This window comes from Subtercola sp. PAMC28395, assembly GCF_018889995.1.
Classification (GTDB): domain Bacteria; phylum Actinomycetota; class Actinomycetes; order Actinomycetales; family Microbacteriaceae; genus Subtercola.
On the sequence record NZ_CP076547.1, the window covers coordinates 1,574,888 to 1,594,567 of the forward strand.

The following is a 19,680-nucleotide window of genomic DNA, read 5'->3' on the forward strand; positions in this document are numbered from 1 at the left end:
TTGGCCATCCCTGACGGTGAAGGGCCCTGATCTGCTTGGCTTGACCCATGGATGACGGTCGCAATTCTCAGGTGAAGGCCGTGCTGTTCGATGTTGATGGAACCCTGGTCGACTCGAACTACCTGCACGTCGATGCGTGGGATCGCGCATTCGCGGCCGTGGGACACCCGGTTGACGTGTGGCGCATCCACCGGGCCATCGGCATGGACTCCGCCATGCTGCTCGAACGCCTTCTCGGCGACGACGCAGAAGCGCTCGGCGGCGACGCGAAGTCAGGGCACAGCACCTTCTACAGCGGTTCGACGGACCGCCTGCGCGCAATCGGCGGTGGCAGGGAGCTGCTGGCGGAACTGAACCGGCGTGGTCTGCGGGTGGTGCTCGCGACCTCTGCACCAGAGGACGAGTTGAAGATCCTGCTCGAGGTGCTGGGCGCCGACGACTCAGTACAGGCTGTGACGTCGGCGGGCGACGTGGGCACAGCGAAACCCGACCCTGACATCATTCAGACGGCGCTCGACAAGGCCGGGGTCGGGGCAGACGAGGCCGTGATGGTGGGCGATTCTGTGTGGGACGTCGAAGCCGCCAACCGCGCTGGGGTCAGAAGTATCGGGGTTCTGAGCGGAGGGTTCGGGCGCGAAGAACTCCTCACGACCGGTGCATCCGCGGTTTACGACGACGTCGCTGCGTTGCTCCACGGCATTGACGAGAGCCTGATCGGCGGCCCGAAGCCTGGCGACGCCTGACAGTCGACGGGGTTACGAACCCGCCTGGTCACGCGTCGGGTCAGGCTTCCGTCACGCCGCCTTCTCCGTAGCCGTCGCCCGACAGCCTGCGGTAGGTGTTGTCGTCGCTTGTCAGATCGAGTTCCCAGACGACGTCGATGGTGGTGCCGTCGATGTCGGTACTGAGCACGAAGGACTTCTGGGGGAGCCCGTCGATCATCTCGATCTCCCGCGTCTGCGTGCCGGAGTCGTCGACAAGGTGTGCGGTGTAGGTTTCTGCTGCTGACATGTGAATGTCGTCCTTTCGAAAGGAGAATAGGAGGTTCTTCGCCGGATGGGTCGTTGTGCCCCCATTTCAACAACCGCGGCTGAACCCTCGAGCGTGCCGTTGCGGGGATCGAGAACGTGCCTAGAGCTCGACCTTCTCGTTCTCGCCGCCGTCGTAGGTCGACCCGGTGATCTTGGCCTTGACCAGGCTGACGACGGTGGCGATGCGCCCACCGGGGGTGTCCCAGTACTCGGCCGATTCGCCGGTGACCTTGATGAGTGTCACGTTGGGGTCGTCTGGCCCGTCAGGGAACCACGCCTCGACGAAGGAGTTCCAGTACTCCTTCACGCGTGCCTTGTCGTCGACAGTCTCGGCACGCCCAGAAACAGAGACCCAGGTGTCGTTTGAGGAGAACGACACGTTCACTACAGGGTTCGAGACGATCTCCCTGATCTCGTTGCCGTCTTTGGCGGCGATGAACCACAGGTCGCCGTCGAACTCGACCTCCTGAACCGTCATCGGGCGCGAGACGAGTTTGCCCCCCGCATCCATCGTCGTCATCATCGCGAACCGGAAACCCTTCACCAGTTCGGCGACCTTCGAAATCTCTGCGTTTGTCTCAGCCATGAGCCACTCCTTCAGTATTCGTCTTTCAACCATGCGCCCGCAGAGCGGGGCCACCAAACCTCAGCGGGTGGATTGCGAACTCCCGCCCAATCAGCTACAACCGCCGCGCCGCGCCTCGACTTCTTCTGAAGTGTTGTGTTCTCAGCGCCCGAGGATAGAGCGCACCAGGGTTTGGGCGTCGTCTTCCGGCGCGACGATGATCGAAACCTCGCGGCCCTCGATGGGCTCCATCACGGCAGGGGCGCCGACGATCTCACCGCCGACTTCCAGAATCAGACGCGCCCCGCTCCCGGCTTGCACCGCCTGCTTTGTGAGAGTGTTCAGCACGGCGGCTCCGTCGTCGGTGAAAGTGACCTGCACCGTGGTTTGCCCCCCGTTTTCGACGACAGTTGCATCGTGAACGCCCGCATCCTCGTAGCTCGAGGGTGCCAGAACACCCTCGCCGCGCACCGAGACGCACTCTGTGCTCGAACCAGCTACGCATGCTGCTGAGACAGCTAAACCGATTCTTGCGTGGCCAGGCGACGAGGATGCGTCTGGTGACGTGCCGCTCGCACACCCGCTCAGCACGAGCACGGCGACAAAGGCGACGGAAAGCCGGGCTGTTCGAAAAGACATGATCTTCCTCAATCGCCCTTCACGTTGATGATCTGTCGGAGAGTGTGGCGTACCTCCACGAGGCTGCTGGCATCATCCATGACCACATCGATGTCTTTGTAGGCAGAGGGAATCTCGTCGAGAAACGCGTCTGTCGGCCGCCATTCGATGCCCTCCATAGCGATGTCGAGTTCCGCTCGGGTGAATGTTCGACGCGCAGCGGAACGCGAGTATTCGCGCCCGGCACCGTGCGGCGACGAGTGGAGCGCGAGCGTGTTGCCTTTGCCCGCGACGACATATGAACGCGTACCCATCGACCCTGGCACCAGACCAGGGGTGCCCAGGGTCGCGTCGATGGCACCCTTTCGAGAGAGCCACACGTCGCGACCGAAGTGGCGCTCGGGCTCGGTGTAGTTGTGGTGACAGTTCACCCGTTCAGACTCGACAATCGGCTCGCCGACCCAGTCTTCGAACTGCCGGATGATCCGCTCCAGCATTTCTTCACGGTTCAGTAGGGCGAACATCTGTGCCCACCGCAACTCGGCAACGTAGCGATCGAATTCGGTCGTGCCTTCCACCAGGTAGGCGAGATCCTGATCGGGCAGATCGATCCAGTGCCGTTCGCAGTACTCCTGTGCGACACCGATGTGGTGCATCGCAATCCTGTTCCCGACTCCGCGCGAGCCAGAGTGCAGGAACAGCCACACCCGGTCTTCTTCGTCGAGTGAGACCTCGATGAAGTGGTTGCCTGACCCCAGTGTGCCGAGCTGCAGGCGCCAGTTCGGCGATCGTTCGGCGGGGTCGAATCCACTGGCTGTCGCGAGAGTTTCGAGTTCGGCGATCCGCGGCAGCGCGGTGGCAACGAGCTTGGCGTTGTATTTGCCCGCAGACAGCGGCACAGCGCGTTCGATTGCCTCGCGAAGGTGTTTGCGGTCGGCAGGCAGATCAACATCGGTGAACTGTGTACGCACGGCGATCATCCCGCAGCCGATATCGACACCGACTGCGGCAGGCATGATCGCACCGAGTGTCGGGATGACCGAACCAACGGTTGCGCCTTTGCCGAGGTGCGCGTCGGGCATCAGTGCGATGTGCGGGAAGATGAACGGCATCGTTGACGCCATGGTCGCCTGGGCGCGCGTCTGGTCATCGAGGATCGAAGCCCAGCTGATGAGTCGTTTGGAAATGTGTTCCACAGGGTGTCCTTCCGTCGCCGTGGCGGCTGGACGAGAGCCCAACCTTGCAGCATAGCCGATGGGACGAGCAGGCTGACCGGCGAATTCGAGGTGACGGCTGCCAACCCGAAGTGGGGGTAGACCCTCGTGACTGTCTACCCGGTGGCGAGTGCCGTCACCACTGTCTGGGCACTGGACCAGTAGCTCGTGTAGTAATTCGGGTCTGCATTCACCTGCACTGCGTGAGCAGCCTGGGTCGGTGTGAGGCTCGTCCACTCCGGGACTCTCATCAGGGCGTCGAAGAAGTTGGTGGCGGCTATGTAGGGGTCCATTCGATCAGCCAGTGACCCCCAAGCGCCGTTGTCTCGTTGTTGGAACAATCCGCGACTGTCGGCGCCCGCGGCGTCGCCATAGTCGAGGTTGACAAGACCGGATTCGCCCATGGCCGTCATGACTCCGACGGCTTGGGTGTGCGCGCCGACTCCGGCATCACGGCCGGCGTTGATGATGTGGGCCGCGTTGACGAGCTCTGGCTGGCAGTACCCTCCGATCGGGCCCGCGGGGACCGCGATCGTGCCGACCTGAACGGCGGGGACGGCCGGGCAGCTGACCGCTCTGCCATGCGCAAGTGATCCGGTGGAGAGGGGGAGGGATGAGCATCCTGCCGTGAAGGTGAGAAGCACTGCTGATGCCGCCGCCGCGATCACGGCGGGAATTCTGATTCGCACTGGACCTCCCCGGCTGGCATTTTCACGGCCCACGCTGGGCCATCCGCGAGCATAACCAGCGGACATGATCGAACCCACCGGTAACGCTGTGAATCACGTGACCGACGGCCCAGTACTGCCGCACAACAGAAGGCGAGTGGCCTGCACGCGTGTGTGCAGGCCACTCGCGTTGTTATGGGTGTCGGGCTCAGCCGGCTGTGGTGTCGGCCGGTGTGGTCGTCGGCGTGATGCCGAGCTGCTTGAGTGCGGCCTGCACATACTCCTGGGTGAAGGTCGACCCGAAGCTGACGTTGCTGACATCGGTGCCGATGGCGTTCTCCATCTGGAAGATCGTCTTCGGGCCGCCGGCGGGCATCAGGCCGTCGGGCAGGAATTGCCCGTAGTCGGCCTTCAGGGCCGCGACGTACTGGTCCTTGGAGACCGTGCTGTTCTGCACGAAGTCCTGGGGGAGTGCGTCGGCGACGTCCTGTGCGGTGTGGGTGTGCATCCAGTCCATCGTCGCGACGAGTGCCGTCACGACTTTCTGCGTGACATCCTTGTTCTTGGCGACCCAGTCCGCCTGCGCGAGCAGACCCGCTGCCGGCCACGCCCCGCCGAGGTTCTGTTGTGCGCCCGCGGTGGTCGCGAGGTCGAGGGCCGACACTGCCAGGCCCTGCGACTCGAGAGCCGCCACGGTCGGCTGGGTCGTCATGACGCAGTCGGCCTCGCCTCGCTGGATGGCGGCGATCGCGGTTGCGCCGGCGTGCACCGCGACGGTCGTGTAGTCGGTCTTCGCCACGCCACCCTTCGACGCGACGAACTGAGTGAGCTGGTCAGTGCCCGAGCCGAGGTCGGTCACGCCCATCTTCTTGCCGCGGATGTCGGCGGGCGTCTTGACGTTGGCCGCCGGGCTGCACATGAGCCGCTCGCCCGGTGCGCCCGAGAGCTGCACCAGGTTGATGACGTTCTTGCCCTTGGTCTGAAAATCGGGGGCGTGGATGTACCAGGCGCCGGAGAAGTTGACCTGGCCGGAGATCATGGCCTCTTCAGCGCCGACTCCGCCGTTCTGTTCGGTCGACAGCTGCATGTTGACGCCGTACTTCTTGTAGAACCCGAGGCTCTCGGCGAGTTGGTACGGCAGGTAGATCTGCTTGTCGATGCCGCCGACCATCATGGTGGCGGTCGGGAGGGCTGCTCCATCCGTCCCCGTTGCGCTCGGGCTTCCTGTGCCACTGCAACCCGCGAGTACCAGCGACAATGCTGCTACGGCGGAGGCGACAGCGACGATGCTGTGCTTTTTCATCGTGTGTGACTTTCCTTTCGGTGACGCCGCGCGCGGGCGCGCACGGCGGGTCTGGGTGGGCACGCGGCAGAGTTGCTGTGACAGGTTCCGCCGCGGCCGGTATGGATGCTCGGACCAGCGCGTCAGATCGACTGGGACTCAGAGCGCACGGGTGGCCGCCACTTCAGAACGGATCGCTCGAGCAGGGTGATGAGGTACTCAGCGCCGAGCGTGATGACAGCCATGATCACCATGCAGGCGAACACCGTGTTCGGGTCGAAGCGGCCCTGGGACTGGCTGATGATCAGACCGATGCCCTTCTGTGCCCCGAGAACCTCCGCGACGAGCGCGCCGATGATCGCGAATCCGAAGGCGGTGTGCAGGCTGGCGATGATCCACGTCATGGCAGAGGGAATGGTGACGTGCCGGGCGATCTGCAGCGGCGATGCGCCGAGTACGCGCACGTTTGCGATCAGGTTCTGGTCGACCTCCCTGACGCCCTGGTAGGCGTTGAAGAAGACGGCGAAGAACACCAGCACCGCGGCGAGCAGGATCTTCGGGAAGATACCCAGGCCGAAAGCGACGATGAAGATCGATCCGAGCACGATGCGGGGGATCGAGTTGAGCACTTTGATGTAGGGGCTGAACACGTTGGAGAGGTACCTGTTCGAACCGAGCAGAATGCCGATGATGATTCCGGCGATCGTGCCGAACAGGAACCCGAACAGTGCCTCCTGCACCGTCACCCAGAGCTGGTCCCAGATCGATCCGAATGCCGTGCCCTTCGTGAACAGGGTCACGAGCGCGTCCCAGATCTGGGAGGGCTGCCCGTAGAAGAACGGATCAACCCATTTGAGCTGCGTGAAGAGCTGCCAGCCGCCGATCACGAAGACCGCGACGGCAATTCGGCCCACCCAGACCCAGATCATGTTGCGAGTGCGTGCCCGACGGGCGGAGGCCTGCAGTTCTGACTCCGACTGAGGTGCAGCTGCGCCGCGGCGGCTCGGAGTGACCGAGGTGATTCCGGTTGTCGGCTGAACGATCGTGCTCATGCTGCAACCCCTGCCGAGAGCTCGTAGGCGCGGGTGACTTCGTCCCGCAGGGATTCCCAGATCTGGGTCTGGAGTTCGATGAATCGTTTCTCATGCCTGAGTGTCTGCACGTCACCGCGCGGTCGCGGCAGGTCGATGTCGAAGATGCCTTTGACGGTTCCCGGGCTGGAGGTCATGATCACGACTCGGTCTGACAGCGCCACAGCCTCGTCGAGGTCGTGGGTGATGAACAGGACGGAGGGGCGAAGCTCCTCCCACAGGCCGAGGAGTTCGGTCTGCATGATCGCCTTGGTCTGAACATCCAGCGCGCCGAACGGCTCGTCCATGAGCAGGATGCGCGGATTGTTGATCAGGGCCGCGGCCATTGCGACCCGCTTCCGCATGCCACCGGAGAGTTGGTGCGGGTATCGATCCTCGAATCCGGCGAGACCGACTCGACGCAACCAGTCGATGGCGAGCACTGTCGCGTTCTTCTTCGACGTGCCGAGAAGAATCGGCCCGACCATCACGTTCTGCAGCACCGTCTTCCAAGGGAAGAGTGAATCAGCCTGGAACATGTAGCTGACGCCTTCGGTGATGCCATCGACGAGGTGGCCGCCGACCTGTACCGAGCCGCCGCTGGGTCGTTCGAGGCCGGAGACCTGCGCGAGCGTAGTCGACTTGCCGCATCCGGTCGGCCCGACGATGGCGCAGAACTGGCCGGCCTCGACCGTGAGGGAGACATCCCGGATCGCCGTGAAGGGCGCGCCCTTCGGCGTTAGGAACCTCTTGGTCAGGTTGACGATGTCGATTCGTGCCGCGTCATCGGCTACCCCGGGGGCCACGGGTGTGCGCTTGGGGATGCTGTTTGTGGTGCCCATGCGTTTGACCTCTCTGTCTGTGCACTGCCTCGTTGCGTGTGCGTACCGAGGTTGCCAGCGAGCCGCATGCTCTGTCGCGCTTCTGCGCCATGCGCCGGTTGTGCTCATAAGAGGTGACTTCTGCGCATTACGCTCACGCGTCCGAGTGCAACAATCAAGTGATGCAATGGCGGATCAGAAAGCTCTCGACCCAGATGTTCCTGGCACATCTGGTGATTCTGACCGCCTCGACGGCGATCGGGTTCCTTCTCTTCGCCACCACTGCACGGGGCCATCTCGATGACGAATACCAGGCGCGCGCCGCAGTCATCGCCCAGACTTTCGCACAGAACACATCGGTGCAATCGTGCCTGGCTTCACGGAACGCCTCCTGTGATGCAGAAGTGCAGAAACTGGCGCTCGCCACCGCTGAAGCAACCAGCTCCGCCTACGTCGTGGTTATCGACCAGAACTCCATCCGGGTTTCGCACCCCAACAGCGCGCTGATCGGCAAACCCGTCTCCGAGCCCCTGGTAGCGACCGACGGGCAGGTGCATCTGAGGGTCAACAACGGCTCGACGGGAACAACAGCCAACGCGATCGCCCCGCTGTACTCGTCAGATCACACCTTCATCGGTGAGGTCTCCGTGGGCATAGAAGAAGACTCTGTCTCGAGCGCCTTGCTGACCCAGTTGCCCTCGTACGGCGTCTGGTTCGTCGTGATGCTGCTGCTGGGTGGGCTGGCCTCGTTCGGCCTCTCGAGGCTGCTGAAGAAGCGAACCTTCGGTCTCGAGCTCGATGAGATCGCCCGCCTGCTGCAAGAGCGGGAGGCCACCCTCCACGGAATCCGCGAGGGCGTCATCGCCATCGACCCCGCCGGGCGCATCAGCGTCAACAATGACGAGGCGCAGCGTTTGCTGAGCCTCGCAGACAACGTCGTCGGGCATCGCGTGGAAGACGTGCTTCCGCCCGGCCCGGTGCGAGACGCCCTCACGGGCACGAGTGTCGTGACCGACCAGATCATGTTGACTGACGACTTCTGGATCGTCGTGAACCGGATGCCGGTCACCCTTTCAGGGCAACCGCACGGTGTGGTCGTAACTCTCCAGGATCGAACTGTGGTGGAGGCCCTGAGCCGGGAACTCGACGGCGAGCGGAGCCTGACCGAGTCGATGCGGGCGCAGCAGCACGAATTCAGCAACCGGATGCACGGCATCGCTGGGCTGCTCGAGCTCGGGCGACCCGAGGAGGCCCTCGAATACGTCAACGAGATCCGCGGAACAGCAGCCGACCTCGACCAGACCCTTCGAAGCCGCATCGCCGCGCCGCAGATCGTCGGCCTGATGCTTGGTAAAGCCGCGGAGGCGAACGAGCGGGGCATACAGCTCACCCTCGACCCCGAGACTTTCGTCGGCGCCTCGCCCGACAGAGTGCAGGCGCTCACGACGATTCTCGGCAACCTGATCGACAACGCGTTCGACGCTGTGGCTGGAATTCCGGCGCCACGGCGGGTTCGGGTCGGGATCGTGGAATCCGAAAGTGAGCTCCGGGTGAGCGTCAGCGACAACGGGCCGGGTGTGCCGACGAGCGTGATTCCGCAGATGTTCAGAAGCGGCTACTCGACGAAGCGCGGCCTGGCCATGCGCCACAGCGGCATCGGCCTGTCTCTCGTTCAGCGCGCTGTAGCCGAGCTCGGCGGTACCATCAGTGTCGCCGGCGACCCGGGCGCGAGCTTCCTGATCGTTCTGCCGCGTTCACCTGCGCTCGCAGGGTCGGCGGCGGTGTCGTCATGACTGAAGCATCGATCGCAACCCTGATCGTCGATGACGACTTCCGGGTCGCCTCCGTGCACGAGGGCTTCGTCAAAAAGCTGCCGGGCTTCCACGTCGTGGGAAAAGCACACACCGCCGCTGACGCACTGGAGATGGCACAGCGACTCCGCCCCGACCTGGTTCTCATGGACATCTACCTGCCCGACGGTGACGGCCTCGATGTCGCCCGGGTCATCCTCGATGACCCCGCACCGCCCGTCGTACTGGTCATTTCAGCGGCCACCGACATCGATGCCGTGCGCACCGCAATCCAGCTGGGGGTTGTGCACTACCTCGTGAAGCCCTTCGGTTTCACAGCGCTGGCCGAGCGACTCACTGCCGTGCGGTCGGCTCGTGCCGCTATCGCCGACTGGCCTGAAGACGCCGGCCAGTCAGACGTCGACCAGCTCTTCGAGATGCTGCGCCCGCCGCCCGCCGAACCCCAATCTTCTGACATCGAACACCTCGCCCCGACGCTGCAGCTCGTCTACAAATCGATGAGTGCCAGTGGCTCCGGACTCTCGGCATCAGAAATCGCGGGCCAGGTCGGCATCAGCCGAGCCACAGCACAGCGTTACCTGGCCCAGCTCGAGCAGATCGGCGCCGTCAAACTCGAACTCCGCTACGGCCAGACCGGGCGCCCCGAGCACAGGTATTCGATCACTCGGCATTGAGGCGGGCGGCCCGTGCTCGCGCCCGTGCCTTGATGGCGAGGATGACCGTGGTCTTCGCTTCGGCGTAGTCGTTCATGTCTGCCCACCGCTGGTTCAGCAAGCTCCTCTTGGTGCTCTCGTAGAGCGCGCGGTCGTCGGCATTGGACCGGAGATGATCGCGAAGCAGAAGGTATTCGTCGACGGCAGGGTCGCCTCGTTCGAGCAGGTGCACATGAACGTCTCGCGCGGGCGTGCGAACGAGGCGGTGTGCCGGCTCACGAACCCGCAACACGTAGCCGGCCGCAAGGAGCGGGTCGAGGTAGCGCTCTTCGGCCGTGATGTCTGCCACCGTCACCACGATGTCGATGATCGGCTTCGCTGCGAGGCCGGGAACCGAGGTGGAGCCGATGTGCTCGATGGTGAAGGTAACGTCGGCGAGGGCATCCACTATTCGTTGCCGGTGCTCGGCGTAGATCGCCGGCCACTGAGGGTCGTAGCTGTGCAGTTCGACTTCGATCGCCTCGGGGCCGCCCACGAGTTCGACCGTTGTCGTGTCTGGTCGGCGCGGGTTGCTGCTCTCATTCACTCCACGATCATCGCATTGCCGTGCAGACAGAACCGCGATGATCGTGGAGTTGAAATCACCCTGACCTGGTGACTCGAACCTGGGGCCGTCGGTCGAACCGGTAGCCGAAACCGCGTTGGGTGCGGATCACGTCGCCGTACGGCTCCAGCTTTCTGCGCAGCCGCTTGATGTGAACGTCGATGGTTCGTGTCTTGACGGTACCGATGAACGCGTTGTCTGCGGACGCGATTTCGCTCCGGTGCAGGGTCATTCCTTCGCGCTCGACCAGGAAGCAGAGCAAAGCGAATTCTCGAAATGTCAGGTGCACGGCCGAACCGTCGATGACCACTCGCTGGCGCGAGACGTCGATGAGCAGGCCCGCTTCTGATTCATCATTCGTGGCTGGCGCGCCTTCGAGGTCGCGGACTACAGCCTCTCTGGTTTCAGCCTCGGTCGATGATGGGCGGCTCATCTCTTGCTCACACCCCTACGCGTGATTCGGCGAACGCGCCACGGTATTTCGCTGCGGGATGCCGGTCGTTCAGTCGCGGCTGCCCGAACAGTTTCTGGCGCAGGGGGCCTTCGGCGTAGTCGCTCTGGGCCAGGCCGCGCTCGCGAAGCACGGGAAGAACGCGTTCGGCGAATTCGGCGAATGATCCGGGAATCACCCAGTTGATCACGTTGATGCCGTCGACGCCGGCGGCCTGCCAGAGTTCGAGCTGATCAGCAATCTGTTCGGCCGTGCCGACCACGCGCGTGTTTCGGGCCTGGAGGTGGGCGAGGTCGGCGACGACCGGTTCGCGGTCGGTGATGTAGCGGGAGATCCACTCGAGGAACCCCTTCGCCGTATTCGTGTCGACGTCTTTCAACGGAGTCTGAGGGTCGTAGACGCGCCCGCTCTTGTCGACGATCGCCGCGTGGGCGGCGTAGCCGTCGACGCTGACGTATTTGTCGTATTCGGCTGCGAGGGCCTGGGCTTCCTCCGCGGTGTCACCAACAATGAAGCTGAGGCCCTGGAAGAACTTGATGTCTTCTGGCTGCCTTCCGAGAGCGACGGCCTGCGCGCGTGTCTCGTCGATCTGCTGCTTGGCTACCGCGGGGCTCGGCGAGATGATGAAGACGGCCTCGGCATTCTGCGCGGCGAATGCCCGACCGGAGGCAGATGACCCTGCCTGGTACAGCACGGGGGTGCGTTGCAGCGACGGCGAGGGCAGGTGGGGGCCTTCGACCTTGTACCGCTTTCCTTCGTGGTGGATCTTGTGGATCTTCGAGGGGTCGGCGTGCGTGCTGTTCTCGCGGTCCTGGATGAGCGCGCCCTCGTCCCACGAGCCTTCCCACAGCTTGTACGTCACATCGACATATTCAGCGGCCCATTCGTAGCGTTCGGCGTGGTCTGTCAGCTGGGGAAGACCGAAGTTCCGCGCACCGTTGTCTTGAACACCGGTGACAATGTTCCAGGCGATCCGCCCATTGGAGATGTGATCGAGGGTGGAGATCTGCCGGGCGAAATGGAACGGGTGGCTCTGCACCACGTTCGACGTCAACGCGAGCCCGAGATTGGTCGTGTTGACGGCAAGCGCACTCAGCAGAACGGTCGGGTCGTTGCTCGGAATCTGCAACCCCTCCGTGACGTAGACATCGAAGTCCGCGTCGGAGTCGCCGTAGAGACCGCTGACGTCGGCGAAGAAGATGGCGTCGAACTTGGCGTCTTCGAGGAGCTTGGCGAGATCGATCCAGGTCTGCACATCATTGAACTGCGTCTGCCCGGCGTCTGGCCTGCGCCATTGCCCGTGATGGATGTGCGAGGTGGTGTTCATGACGAAGGCATTGAAGTGAAGCGGTTTGGGGGTTTCGGGCGAGTGGCTCATTACGGGCATCCGGTTTCTGACTAGTGGTGGGAAGGAGCAGGGGTGTGAGGGAGGAGCAGGGGTGTGAGGGAGGGGCGGGCTGGGAGATTCACCCGTTGGATTCGAGGGTGAGCAGCGACTGCACGAGCTTCTGCGTGTACGGGTGTTGCGGCCGCACGAAGATGTCGTCAGGGGTGCCTCGTTCGACCACGACGCCGTCTTTCATGACAAGCACCTGGTCACTCATGTGGCTGATCACCCCGAGGTCGTGCGAAATGAAGAGGTAACTCAACCCGAGTTGCTTCTGAAGTTCGACCAGCAGGTCGAGGATCTGGGCCTGGATTGAAACGTCGAGAGCCGAGACCGCCTCGTCGAGCACGATGATCGAGGGTGAGGGTGCGAGGGCTCTCGCGATGGCGATACGTTGGCGTTGCCCGCCCGAGAGGTTCAGCGGGAACCGCGGGAGGATGTCGGGGGTGAGCCCGACCTGCCGCACGAGTTCGTGCACGCGCTCGCGTTTCTGCTGGGCGTTGAGGGGCTCCTGATCAGGGAGGCTGTCGAGCAGGATGCGCTCCGCCGTCCACCGCGGGTCGAACGAGCTGAGCGGGTCTTGGTAGACGACGGAGATGCGCTTTCTCAGGCGCCGCCTTTGCTTCTCAGGAATGGCGGTCCACGGGCGCCCGAGCAGCGTCACCGAGCCGGAATCGGGTTCTGACAGTGCAAGCGCAAGCCGTGCCGTTGTGCTCTTGCCCGACCCCGATTCACCCACGATGCCGAGCGTCGTTCCTCTCTCGAGAGTGAACGAGACGCGGTCGACAGCGCGGCTGTGAGTGCCATCGGGCTTTCTGAAGCTCTTGACCAGCTCGGTTGCCTCGAGAACCGGGCCCTCGTAGTTCAGAAACTCCTCCCTCACAGCGGCCGGGTGGGGCAGCGCCACAATGTCGAGGGGTGGGCCGAGTGGGGTGTCCCTGGTATGTGAGCCGGGAACGGCGTTGATGAGGCTCTTCGTGTAATCGTGCGTCGGGGCGTTCAGCACCTGTGAGGCCTCGCCGCTTTCGACCACGAAGCCGCCCTTCATGACGAGAATGTGATCGGCGAGCTGGGCCACGACCGAGAGATCATGGCTGATCAGGATGATCGAGGTTCCCTGTGCCTTCATTCCCTCGATCAGCGACAGCACCTGCGCCTGAACGGTGACGTCGAGTGCCGTGGTCGGCTCGTCAGCGATGACGATGTCGGGGTCGAGAGCGATCGCTGAGGCGATCAGCGCCCGCTGCCTGAGGCCACCCGAGAGCTCGTCGGGCCGCTGGCGCGCCCGGTCTTCGGGCGCAGGCACACCGACCGAGTCGAGAAGGTCGATCACCTTCTTCTTGCGGGTCTTCCTGTTGCCCCAGTTGTGCAGGCGCAGGGCTTCGTTGATCTCCTTCCCGACAGGGCGGAGGGGGTCGAGCGAGACGAGCGCATCCTGCAGGATGAAGCCGATCCGTCGCCCGCGAATGCTCTTCCACTCGCGCTCGGAGGTCTGGGCCAGGTCGGTGTCATCGAGCAGAAGGGCCTCAGACGTCACCGTGGCGTTCCTGCCCGTGAGCCCCACAATCGACCGGGCGGTCACGCTCTTGCCAGAGCCCGACTCGCCGACGATGGCGATGCACGATCCCGGAGCAAGATCGAACGAGACATCGTGCACGACATGATGATTCCGGCCGCCCCGCTCGAAGCTCACGTTGAGCTTCGAGACGCGAAGGTGGCCCCCACGTGTGCCCAGGCTCACAGCGTTCGTGGTCGCATCGGTTGTGCGCCCTGCCGTCTGCGTCATTTCTCGCCCTTCTCGATTGCGTTCTGCAGGTACTTGCCGAGCGTCGTCGCCGACAGTGCGACGGCCACGATCACGAGCCCGGGGATGACGGTCAGCCACCAGGCCTGCGTGATGTAGGTCTTGCCCGCGTCAAGCAGTGCTCCCCATTCGGGTGAGGGTGGCGCGACCCCGAGCCCGAGGAACGAGAGCCCGGATGCCCAGACAATCGATTGCCCGACCGACAGCGTGATGATCGCCACGAGTGGCCGAAGTGCATTGGGGAGAATGTGCTGGCGCAGAATGAGTCCGCGGCTGTGCCCGAGCGCGGTGGCCGCTTCGACGTAGCCGGAGCCCTTCGCCGACAGGATCTGCCCGCGGATGATGCGTGCGTACCCCGGCGCCGTGCCGATCCCGACCGCGAGGATCTGCGACATCACTGAGGGGCCGAGAATGGCGACGATGAGCAGTGCCAGCAACAGTGTCGGAAAGGCGAACAGGATCTCGATCATCCGGTTCACCGTGCCTGCAGCGAAGCGCCCAGCCAACGCCGCAATCGAACCCAGGATCACCGCGAGGGTGATGCTCACCGCCGTGGCGCCGAGCCCGATGGAGAGCGACAACCCCGTGCCGTAGATGACGCGGCTGTACAGATCGCGCCCGGATTCGTCGGTACCGAACAGGAACTCGAACGAGGGCGCGTGAAGAGCGTGCGTCAGGTTGAGCGCGTAGGGGTCGTGCGTCGCCAACACCGACGGCCAGAACAGCGCGACGGCGAATAAGATCGCTGCGGCCGCCGACAGCAGGAGCCCGATGGGCAGCCTGAACACTCTGCGAGGTGCGGTGGGCAGGGGGGTCGTGCTCTGGTCGAGTTGTGTCATGATTTCGCCAATCGGGGGTCGATCAGGCTGTAGGCCACATCGACGAGAAGGTTCGCGACCACATAGAGCGCCGCGATCAGAACGACGATGCCCGTCACAACCGGCAGGTCCTGGGCGTTGACGGCCGAGACGAGCACCTTGCCGATGCCGGCCCGGGTGAACACCGTCTCGACGATGACTGCGCCAGAGATGGTCGCGCCCAGCGCCCAGCCCGTTAGGGTGACCGCTGCCAGGGAGGAATGACGCAGCACGTGGTGGAGCCTGACGCCCCAATCGCCCATGCCTCTCATCCGTGCGGTGATGATGAACGGCTGCTGCAGGGTGCGCTCGAACTCGGTTCGTGTCGCCTGGCCCATGAACCCGGCGAGCGGGATCGCCAGGGTCAGGGCGGGGAGAAAGAGCCCGTTCGGGTTCGTTCCGCCGATGACGGGAAACCAGCCGAGGCCCACCGAGAACACCAGCAACAGGATGATGCCGAGCCAGTAGGCAGGAAGCCCGGCGGTTGTCGTGTCGACCACCGAGCCGAGCGCACTGATCCTGGGCCCGCGCCCGGCGGTCAGAGTGACCCAGACGATGAGCATGACCCATGACAATGCGAGTGCCGTGAGCGTCAGCACGATCGTCGGGCCGATCTGCTCGAAGATCACCGCTGAGACGGGCTTGTACTGCTGGTACGAGATGCCGAGATTTCCGACGACCAGGCCGCGCATGTAGTCGAGATACTGCACCAGAAGGGGGTGCAACAGCCCGTACTGCTCATTGATCTGCTGCAGCTCTTCGGGTGTTCTCTGGATCGCCTGCCCTGCGCGAATGTTCAGGATGACCGTGGCGCGGTCACCCGGCAGTGATACTTGCGCGAAGAAGGCGACGGTGGCGGCGCCGAAGAGCACGATTGCCGCGCCGATCAGTTTGCCCCCGATGAATCGCAGCCGGGTGCCGAGGAGGGTGCGCCGCTCTGGTTCGAACACGGAGGTGCCCGAACCAGAGTCGATGACGCTACTTGACGAAGTACGCGTCATAGAAGATCGGCCCTCCCTGCGCATTCTCCTGCCAGACGTCCTTGAGAGACGGAGACACAGCCAGGGTGCTCAGTCGGTCGTAGAGGCCGATCGAGAGCGCGTGGTCGGCAATGTATTCCTGTGCTTGCTCGTACACTGCGTTCTGCTCAGCGACGTCGGAGATGCCGTTGGCCTTCGTGATGAGGTCGGCCAGGGTCTGGTCGCCCACAAACGCGTCGTTGCTGTAGTTCGGGTTGTCGGTCGTGCTCGGGCGGTAGTTGATCCAGAGGATTCCGGAGGTCACCGCCGTCCAGTAGCCGACAGAGATGTCTTTCTGGTCGGGTGCGGAGTACGCCCCCGAGAACAGTTCACTCTGCGGCACGGGAATCAGCTTCACTTTGAAGCCGGCCGACTTCGCCTGCTCCTGAACTCCTTGCAGAATGGAGGCCCCGTCAGCGTTGATGATCGAGCCCGCCCCGTAGGGCAGCACCACCTCGAGTACCTTGCCATCCTTCTCGCGGTAGCCGTCGGAGTTCTTCGTGCTCCACCCTGCAGCGTCGAGAAGCGAGTTCGCCTTGTCGAGATCGAACGTGTAGGTGTCTGCCGCTTTCTGGCTGTACCCCGGGGTCGCCTGGCTCACGCCGCCGTTGCCCTCGAAGGGAATCACTCCCTGGCCGATCGTGTCGACAAGGGTCTTTCGGTCGAGGCTGTAGGCGAAAGCCTGCCTGACCTGCTCGTCGACGAAGGGGCCCTGCTGGGTGTTGAACGTCAGCTGCTGCGGGCGCCCGGGGGTCACGTACTTCTCGAGCTGGAACCCGGCGTCGCCCAGCTTCTTCCAATCGATCGCGGGAACGTCGTAGATGACGTTCGTCTCACCAGAGGTGAGTGAGGCCGAGCGAGTGGTGGGGTCGGCGATGAACTTCCAGTCGATGCTGTCGACGTACGCCGGCCCGGTGTGTTTCGCGTTGGCCGGGGGAGAGGTATAGCCGTTGTTGCGGTCGAGAATGATGTCGGTTCCGCGGTTCCAGGTCTTCACGACGAAGGCCCCCGAGCCGATCGGCGCCTCGCAGTTCTCCTCCTTGGTGCGGGTTTCGAGGGCGTGCTGCGACTGGATGCCGAAGTAACCCTGGGTGAGATTGTCGATGAGGCGCGGGTAGGCCTGGGAGAGGCTGATCTGCACGGTCTGGTCGTCGATGGCCGTCGCTGATTTGTAGTACCCGTCGAGCCAGACTTTCGCCGTGCTGTTGCCCCCGCCCACCCAGTAGTCGAAGTTGTAGGCCACGACGCCCGCGGTGAGCGGGGTGCCGTCAGTGAACTTCACACCGCTCTTGAGCTTGAGTGTCCAGGTCAGTTGGTCGCTCGACACGCTCCAGGAGTCGGCGAGCCACGGAACGACCTTGTGGTCGCTGTCGAGCGAGACCAGACCATCGAGAACGTTCGACGAGAGATAGGCCTGCTCGATCCAGCCGCCGAAGACGCAGGCTGGTTCCTGCTGGTGGCCGTAGACGATCGTGCCTCCGTCGACCTTGGTGGCGTTTGCCTGGGGTGCTGCCGAATTGCCGGCGCAGGCCGACAGCGCGAAGGCGGCAATCAACCCGCTAGCGATCAGGGTGCTGTTCCGACGGGATTTTTTGGACATGACGATGCTCCTGTAGAGGCGGGCTGCGCAGCTGAATGCGCTGTGTGCCACCGAACCTAATCGAAGCAATGAAGCCGTTGAAGGGCGCCTGACACGAGAGGACACGAGCTGTCACAGACCCGAAACACGCGGTAATACAGGAGCGAAAATGCCAGCAGGGTGATACCGACAGCTGGCTGACCCGGCGGTTCGGCGCTGTTCGACGTGGTCAACCGGGCGTCGCGGCGCCCGGGTAGACGTAGACTCATCACTGCTCTGAAATGGTGAGGATGACCTGATGCAATCAGTGACCCGGCCGGCGAAGGTCGGCGCAGCCGGGCTCGCCGTTGCGGCCCTGGGTGTCGTGTTCGGCGACATCGGAACCAGCCCTCTCTATTCGCTGCAGACCGTGTTCAGCATCGACGATGGTGCCGTGCAGGCCACGGCCGACGACGTCTTCGGCGTGATCTCGCTCATGTTCTGGGCCATCACGATCGTGGTGTCGATCAAGTACGTCACGATCCTGATGCGCGCCGACAATGGCGGTGAGGGCGGGGTGATGGCGCTCGCGGCCCTGGCCCAGCGTCTCTACGCCGCGAAAGCGGGAAAAGCCGGCCTCCTGCTGGTCATCGGCATCGTCGGGGTCTCGCTGTTCTACGGCGACTCACTCATCACGCCCGCGATCAGCGTGCTCTCGGCGGTCGAGGGCCTGCAGGTTGCGCTGCCGGCGCTCGGGCACCTCGTCGTTCCGATCGCGGCCGTCATTCTGACGGGGCTCTTCGCGTTCCAACGGTTCGGCACGGCGCGAGTCGGCCGGCTCTTCGGGCCCATCATGGTGCTCTGGTTCGTCGTCATCGCCGTGGCAGGTGTGCCCATGATCGTGCAACACCCCAATGTTCTCCTCGGGCTGTCACCGACCTACGCCATCACGTTCATCGTCGCGCACCCGTTCGTGGCGTTCGTGGCGATGGGCGCCGTCGTACTCGTCATCACCGGCGCCGAGGCACTCTACGCAGACATGGGGCACTTCGGTCGCCCTCCCATTCGCCGGGCGTGGTTCTTTCTCGTCTTCCCCTCGCTGGTTCTGAACTACCTCGGCCAGGCGGCGCTGATCCTGCAGAATCCGGATGCCCGCTCCAACCCGTTCTTCTTACTGTTCCCCGACTGGGCGCGGCTGCCGATGGTGATCCTCGCGACGGCCGCGACCGTCATCGCCAGCCAGGCCGTGATCTCCGGTGCCTTCTCCCTGACTCGGCAGGCCGTGCAGCTCGGGCTCCTTCCGCCGCTGACAGTGCGACACACCTCAGAGCACGAGGGCGGCCAGGTGTACCTCCCAGCCGTGAACACGCTGCTTTTCGTCGGGGTGATGACGGTGATGCTCGTGTTCCGATCATCCGCAGCCCTGGCCACCGCCTATGGGGTCTCGGTCACCGGTGCACTCGTAGTAGACACCGTTCTGCTGCTGCTCGTCGCCCCGCGGCTGTGGGGCTGGGGCTGGTGGAAGATCGGCATCACTGCGATTGTCTTCGGCGGTCTCGAACTGACGTTTCTCAGTGCCAACCTGTCGAAGATTCTGCACGGCGGCTGGGTGCCGCTGATCGTCGCGCTCGCCGTGATCGTCGTCATGACGACCTGGAGGCGAGGGCGCCAACTGGTGATTCTCGGGCGGCTGAAGAAGGAGGGCTCGCTTCCCGACTTCGTCAAGGATGTGCGTGCCCGCAAGGTGCAGCGGGTGCCCGGTGTGGCGATCTTCCTCCACCCGAACCGCGATTCGACCCCGCTGGCGTTGAGGGCGAACGTCGAACGCAACAACGTCATGCACAAGCGCGTCATCGTTGTCACGGTCGTCATCGAGAACGTGCCTCACATCGACCCGAAAGAGGCCTTCGAGTACCACGACCTCGGATACTCCGACGACGACATCGACCACCTCAAGATCCGCTTCGGGTTCTCCGACACCCCGAACATCCCTCGGGCCCTTCGCAAGGCCTGCACGCTCGGCGTACTCGATCTTCGACCGAAGCAGCTCGAAACCGCATCGTACTTCGTGTCGCGAGGGGCTATTCGAACGACGCGCGCCCCCGGCATGGTCGCCTGGCGTAAGAGCCTGTTCGCGGCCCTCGCGCAGAACGCGGCCAACCCTGCGGCCCGATTCGCCCTGCCGGCCAGCCGCACCGTGAGCATGGGCAGCGACATCGACATCTGAGGTCTGTGCGACCGCTATGAGTCGAGTGACGCCGGTTCGA

General features: G+C 63.8%; 19 protein-coding genes. 4 read left to right on the plus strand and 15 right to left on the minus strand.

Translation table 11 applies throughout. The annotated features are described in order from the left end of the window. The first annotated feature begins 47 nt into the window (after window positions 1-47). Window positions 48-743: an HAD family hydrolase gene (locus tag KPL76_RS07265; RefSeq protein ID WP_216335773.1), complete on the plus strand. Its 696-nt coding sequence runs from the start codon at window positions 48-50 to the stop codon at window positions 741-743. Between the two features lie 40 nt (window positions 744-783). Here the strand turns inward: KPL76_RS07265 and KPL76_RS07270 are convergent, their stop codons facing one another. The 8 genes from KPL76_RS07270 to KPL76_RS07305 all read right to left on the minus strand — a co-directional run bounded on the left by KPL76_RS07270 (window position 784) and on the right by KPL76_RS07305 (window position 7,290). Then, window positions 784-1,011 carry a hypothetical protein gene (locus KPL76_RS07270; RefSeq protein ID WP_216335774.1) on the minus strand — a complete coding sequence of 76 codons (228 nt, stop codon included), beginning with the start codon at window positions 1,009-1,011 and terminating at the stop codon, window positions 784-786. A gap of 120 nt (window positions 1,012-1,131) precedes the next feature. Continuing rightward, a complete protein-coding gene (locus KPL76_RS07275) occupies window positions 1,132-1,617 on the minus strand; it encodes a pyridoxamine 5'-phosphate oxidase family protein (RefSeq protein WP_216335775.1) in 486 nt (161 codons plus the stop codon). 141 nt (window positions 1,618-1,758) lie between these two features. Next, window positions 1,759-2,235 (minus strand): hypothetical protein, encoded by a 477-nt coding sequence (locus tag KPL76_RS07280; RefSeq protein ID WP_216335776.1) that lies wholly within the window; start codon window positions 2,233-2,235, stop codon window positions 1,759-1,761. 8 nt (window positions 2,236-2,243) lie between these two features. Next, window positions 2,244-3,410 (minus strand): RtcB family protein, encoded by a 1,167-nt coding sequence (locus KPL76_RS07285; RefSeq protein ID WP_216335777.1) that lies wholly within the window; start codon window positions 3,408-3,410, stop codon window positions 2,244-2,246. Between the two features lie 134 nt (window positions 3,411-3,544). After that, complete coding sequence (locus KPL76_RS07290) at window positions 3,545-4,117, minus strand: hypothetical protein (protein ID WP_216335778.1); 573 nt, start codon at window positions 4,115-4,117, stop codon at window positions 3,545-3,547. 187 nt (window positions 4,118-4,304) lie between these two features. Continuing rightward, window positions 4,305-5,399, minus strand: coding sequence for an ABC transporter substrate-binding protein (locus KPL76_RS07295; protein WP_216335779.1), 1,095 nt, complete (start codon window positions 5,397-5,399; stop codon window positions 4,305-4,307). Between the two features lie 122 nt (window positions 5,400-5,521). Further along, the gene (locus KPL76_RS07300) at window positions 5,522-6,430 is read right to left on the minus strand and encodes an ABC transporter permease (RefSeq protein WP_216335780.1); all 909 of its coding nucleotides are present in this window, start codon (window positions 6,428-6,430) and stop codon (window positions 5,522-5,524) included. After that, window positions 6,427-7,290, minus strand: coding sequence for an ABC transporter ATP-binding protein (locus tag KPL76_RS07305; RefSeq protein WP_216335781.1), 864 nt, complete (start codon window positions 7,288-7,290; stop codon window positions 6,427-6,429). The genes KPL76_RS07300 and KPL76_RS07305 overlap by 4 nt, the downstream gene beginning before the upstream one ends. 161 nt (window positions 7,291-7,451) lie before the next feature. On the opposite strand from KPL76_RS07305, the gene KPL76_RS07310 reads away from it, so the two are divergent. Both KPL76_RS07310 and KPL76_RS07315 read left to right on the plus strand, forming a co-directional pair. Then, window positions 7,452-9,062 carry a sensor histidine kinase gene (locus KPL76_RS07310; protein WP_216335782.1) on the plus strand — a complete coding sequence of 537 codons (1,611 nt, stop codon included), beginning with the start codon at window positions 7,452-7,454 and terminating at the stop codon, window positions 9,060-9,062. Next, window positions 9,059-9,754, plus strand: coding sequence for a response regulator (locus tag KPL76_RS07315; protein ID WP_216335783.1), 696 nt, complete (start codon window positions 9,059-9,061; stop codon window positions 9,752-9,754). Before KPL76_RS07310 ends, KPL76_RS07315 begins: the two co-directional genes overlap by 4 nt. Here KPL76_RS07315 and KPL76_RS07320 read toward each other — a convergent pair. The 7 genes from KPL76_RS07320 to KPL76_RS07350 form a co-directional block, all read right to left on the minus strand. Further along, window positions 9,741-10,319, minus strand: a complete 579-nt coding sequence (locus KPL76_RS07320; protein ID WP_216335784.1) for a GrpB family protein — start codon at window positions 10,317-10,319, stop codon at window positions 9,741-9,743. The two genes, KPL76_RS07315 and KPL76_RS07320, sit on opposite strands and share 14 nt — an antisense overlap. Before the next feature lie 55 nt (window positions 10,320-10,374). Next, on the minus strand, window positions 10,375-10,770 hold the full coding sequence (locus tag KPL76_RS07325; protein WP_216335785.1) for a winged helix-turn-helix domain-containing protein: 396 nt from the start codon (window positions 10,768-10,770) through the stop codon (window positions 10,375-10,377). A 7-nt stretch (window positions 10,771-10,777) separates the two neighbouring features. Then, complete coding sequence (locus KPL76_RS07330; RefSeq protein ID WP_216335786.1) at window positions 10,778-12,166, minus strand: NtaA/DmoA family FMN-dependent monooxygenase; 1,389 nt, start codon at window positions 12,164-12,166, stop codon at window positions 10,778-10,780. Window positions 12,167-12,254: 88 nt separating this feature from the next. Then, entirely contained in the window at window positions 12,255-13,961 is a 1,707-nt protein-coding gene (locus tag KPL76_RS07335; RefSeq protein WP_216335787.1) for an ABC transporter ATP-binding protein, read from the minus strand. Next, window positions 13,958-14,818, minus strand: a complete 861-nt coding sequence (locus KPL76_RS07340) for an ABC transporter permease (RefSeq protein WP_216335788.1) — start codon at window positions 14,816-14,818, stop codon at window positions 13,958-13,960. Before KPL76_RS07340 ends, KPL76_RS07335 begins: the two co-directional genes overlap by 4 nt. Further along, window positions 14,815-15,837 carry an ABC transporter permease gene (locus KPL76_RS07345; RefSeq protein ID WP_216335789.1) on the minus strand — a complete coding sequence of 341 codons (1,023 nt, stop codon included), beginning with the start codon at window positions 15,835-15,837 and terminating at the stop codon, window positions 14,815-14,817. Before KPL76_RS07345 ends, KPL76_RS07340 begins: the two co-directional genes overlap by 4 nt. Further along, window positions 15,815-17,455: an ABC transporter substrate-binding protein gene (locus KPL76_RS07350; RefSeq protein WP_216335790.1), complete on the minus strand. Its 1,641-nt coding sequence runs from the start codon at window positions 17,453-17,455 to the stop codon at window positions 15,815-15,817. The genes KPL76_RS07345 and KPL76_RS07350 overlap by 23 nt, the downstream gene beginning before the upstream one ends. 277 nt (window positions 17,456-17,732) lie before the next feature. Here KPL76_RS07350 and KPL76_RS07355 point away from each other — a divergent pair, with 277 nt between their 5' ends. Then, window positions 17,733-19,640, plus strand: coding sequence for a potassium transporter Kup (locus tag KPL76_RS07355; RefSeq protein WP_216335791.1), 1,908 nt, complete (start codon window positions 17,733-17,735; stop codon window positions 19,638-19,640). Window positions 19,641-19,680 lie beyond the last annotated feature (40 nt).